The organism is Acidobacteriota bacterium (genome assembly GCA_040752915.1).
In the GTDB taxonomy this organism is placed as follows: domain Bacteria; phylum Acidobacteriota; class UBA4820; order UBA4820; family DSQY01; genus JBFLVU01.
Genome location: JBFMHB010000133.1, coordinates 1 through 2,916 on the forward strand (window position 1 = coordinate 1; position 2,916 = coordinate 2,916).

Consider the following 2,916-nt stretch of genomic DNA (forward strand, 5'->3'; position numbering starts at 1 on the left):
CCACCGCGCCGAGCGGGCCGCCGCCGAAGAGGGCGAGGAGGCCGGGAAGCGCAAAAGCCCGTAGGGCCCCGGTGAGGGCGGCGCGTCGGGCCCCTTGACCCCGGCCCCCGCATCCGCTACCATGCTGGAGCCCTGCTCCCGGGTAGCTCAGCTGGTCAGAGCGGGTGACTGTTAATCACTAGGTCGGGGGTTCAAATCCCTCCCCGGGAGCCAACAAAATCAACTACTTGCGAGGCCGCCGAGAGGCGGCCTTCGTGTTGATTGCAAGTATTTTGCAACTTCGGCTCCAGGAGGGTGACGGCTTCCTTGAGGCGGGACTGAGAAAGGTGGGCGTAACGAAGGGTCATGGCGAAGTCCTGGTGTCCTAGAAGCTCGCGAAGCACCGGAAGGTCCACGCCGCCCATGACCAAGCGGCTCGCATAGGTGTGCCTGAGGTCGTGGAACCGGAAGTTCTCGACCTCCGAGACCTTGAGAGCCAGCCGCCACAGGCGCTCGAGATTCTCCTGAGGCCTGCCCTTCGCGTTTCCGAAGACGAGCGCCTGTCCGTCCAGCGGCTGCGGGGTCTCGCGGAGGATCGAGAGGGCGACCGCGTTCAGCGGGACAAACCGGTCGCGGCGGCCCTTGGCGCGGGTTGCGGGGATCTTGGCGACGGCGCTCCGGAAGTCCACGTCCTGCCACCGCAGCCCGAGGATCTCCGCCCTGCGCATCCCGGTGTGGAGCGCGAAGAGGATGACGCGCCTCAAGTACGGCCCCGCCACGTCCAGCAGTCGTTCCTCCTCTTCGTGGGTCAGGTAGCGCGTGCGTTTCACCTCTTCGTTGAAGAGGCGCACTCTGGCTACCGGGTTGCTCTCGCAGAGCCCCCAGTCCAGAGCCAGATTGAAGAGCCGCTTCAGCCGGCTGATCTCCAGGTCCACTTCGCGCTTGCTCACGAGGTGCTTCTGCTCGCGGTCCCCGTGGCGGGACCTGTCCCTGAGCCTGGCTTGGCGATAGCGTTCGACGTCGCCCGCCGTGATCTTGTCGAGGCGTCTTCCGCCCAGGAGGGGGCTGGCGAGCCACAATTTGGCGATGCGATGGTCGGACTTGCTGGTGGACGGTCTGAGGTTGGCGCTTCCCCAGGCCAGGAACCTCTCCACGGCCTCGTTGAAGGTGGTCTTCACCTCCTTCCGCCGGTCCAGATACCGGCATTCGCGCATCATGGTCCGCACCTTCTCGAGATACGCGCGCGCCTCTCCCTTGGTGCGGGTGATGTGCCTTCGGTACTTCCCGTTGGGATCCTGATAGCTCCACTGCCACCGTCCGTCGGGAAGCTGTTTGAGTCCGCGCTCCTTGCGCTGCTCCACCGTTACCTCCTTTCGCGATGGGAACCGGTCAGCCCACGTTAACCACAAGTGCGGGGCAATTGCTAGACCGGGACAGGTCTCGTGAGGTCCACGAGGATGGGCTTGGGGCTGTAGCGGGACAGTTGGAGCCACGCGCCGCGCTCCAGGCCTCCGGTGAGGGCGATTTCGCGGGGCCTCAGGACGGGGACGAAGTTCTCCTGGGCGCTGAGGCCGCCTCCCTGGGACTGGTGCCGCTGGCCGCGGGAGGAGGTGGCCGAGACGCTCCGGGTCCAGACCCTGCGCTCGCCGAGGCTCTCGGAGAGCCACTTGGCCGTGCTCGCGCCGGCGCCCCGCAGGATGTAGCGGTCCTGGCAGTTCCCCCAGATGCTCGCCCGGGTGGTGTGGTGGAGCTGGTCCATGTCCTGGAGGACGATGACCGAGACGGCGCCGGCTGAGCGCGAGACGCTGATGAAGCGCTCGGTCTGCTTGTGGTCCATGGTCAGCTTGCTGAACTCGTCCAGGATGAGGAAAAGCCTCCCTCCCCGGTGGCCGTAGCGCCGGTGGAGCTGGTGTTGGATCAGGCGCACCGCCATGGCGGCGAGGGTCTCCCCGGCGAGGCCCATCCGCATGGGGGCGGTAAAGACGAGGCAGGAGGGCCGCTCCAGGAGCCTCGCGAGGCGGAAGTCGGCGTCGGTGCCCGTCACCCGCCCGATGGCGGGGTGGGCGAAGGCGTCGAGCTTGTTCCGCACCCCCTGGATGCGCTCGGTGAAGGAGTACTTCCGGCTGTCCGTCGTCGCCCCCAGGTCGGCCTGGATGCGCGCGAAGGCCTCCGGGTCGGGGCCGTCCTTGATCCGGTCCAGGGCCTCCTCCAGGTGCTGCTCCGAAAGGAAGAGGTCATGGAGGGCCTTGAGGCTGGGGGCTTCCAGATTTCCCACGGCCCGGACTCCAGCCTTGAGGATGCGCAGGTCCAGGAGGTCGAAGTACTGGTAGGCTCCGCCGTTGACCTCCCCGAAGATCGCCTCGGCGATGGCGTCCTGGCTCTCGGCGAAGTCCGCGCTGCCGGGTACGGGCTCGCGCATGGGGTTCCAGCGGACCGACTCCTCGCCCAGCGGGTCGAAGACCCAGACGGGGGGGTCCCCCGGCCTGGCGGCGGGATGCCGGATCTGCCCCGCCATGTCTCCCTTGAAATCGAGGACGAAGACCGACTGGCCCTTCCTCGGCAGCTCCCGGCTCCAAGGGACGGCGAGGGAGGTCGTCTTGCCCGAGCCCGTGGGGGCCACCACGAGGGTCTGCTGGAGCTTCGCGATTTCGGGAGCCACGAAGAAGGCCGTCGGGCGTCCGTCGTCGTACAGACGGCCGATGGCGAGGCGCCCTTCCAGCGTCTTGGCGTCGGGCGAGGGCCAGGAGTCGGACCGGATCAAGAGTCCGGTCCGTTTCAGTTCCTCCAGGGTGGCGGCGCCGGAGAGGTCCATGAGGTCGTAGGCGTGGGGCTGCCGGAGGATATCCCGCGCGCTCATGCTCGGGCCGGCCACCCGCAGGAGTCCCGCCACGAAGGCCAGGGCCGTCGTTCCCGCCAGGGAGGTCACGCGCCAGTAGG

2 protein-coding genes and 1 tRNA gene are annotated in these 2,916 nt (G+C 67.8%); 1 reads left to right on the forward strand and 2 read right to left on the reverse strand.

Annotated elements, in window-relative coordinates; translation table 11 throughout:
* Positions 1–136: 136 nt before the first annotated feature.
* A tRNA-Asn gene (locus tag AB1824_13410) sits at positions 137–213 on the forward strand.
* Here AB1824_13410 and AB1824_13415 read toward each other — a convergent pair.
* Both AB1824_13415 and AB1824_13420 read right to left on the reverse strand, forming a co-directional pair.
* Positions 192–1,340: a site-specific integrase gene (locus AB1824_13415; GenBank protein MEW5765959.1), complete on the reverse strand. Its 1,149-nt coding sequence runs from the start codon at positions 1,338–1,340 to the stop codon at positions 192–194. The genes AB1824_13410 and AB1824_13415 overlap by 22 nt on opposite strands.
* Positions 1,341–1,402: 62 nt before the next feature.
* A partial coding sequence (locus AB1824_13420) for a type IV secretory system conjugative DNA transfer family protein (protein MEW5765960.1) occupies positions 1,403–2,916 on the reverse strand: 1,514 nt, incomplete at its 5' end.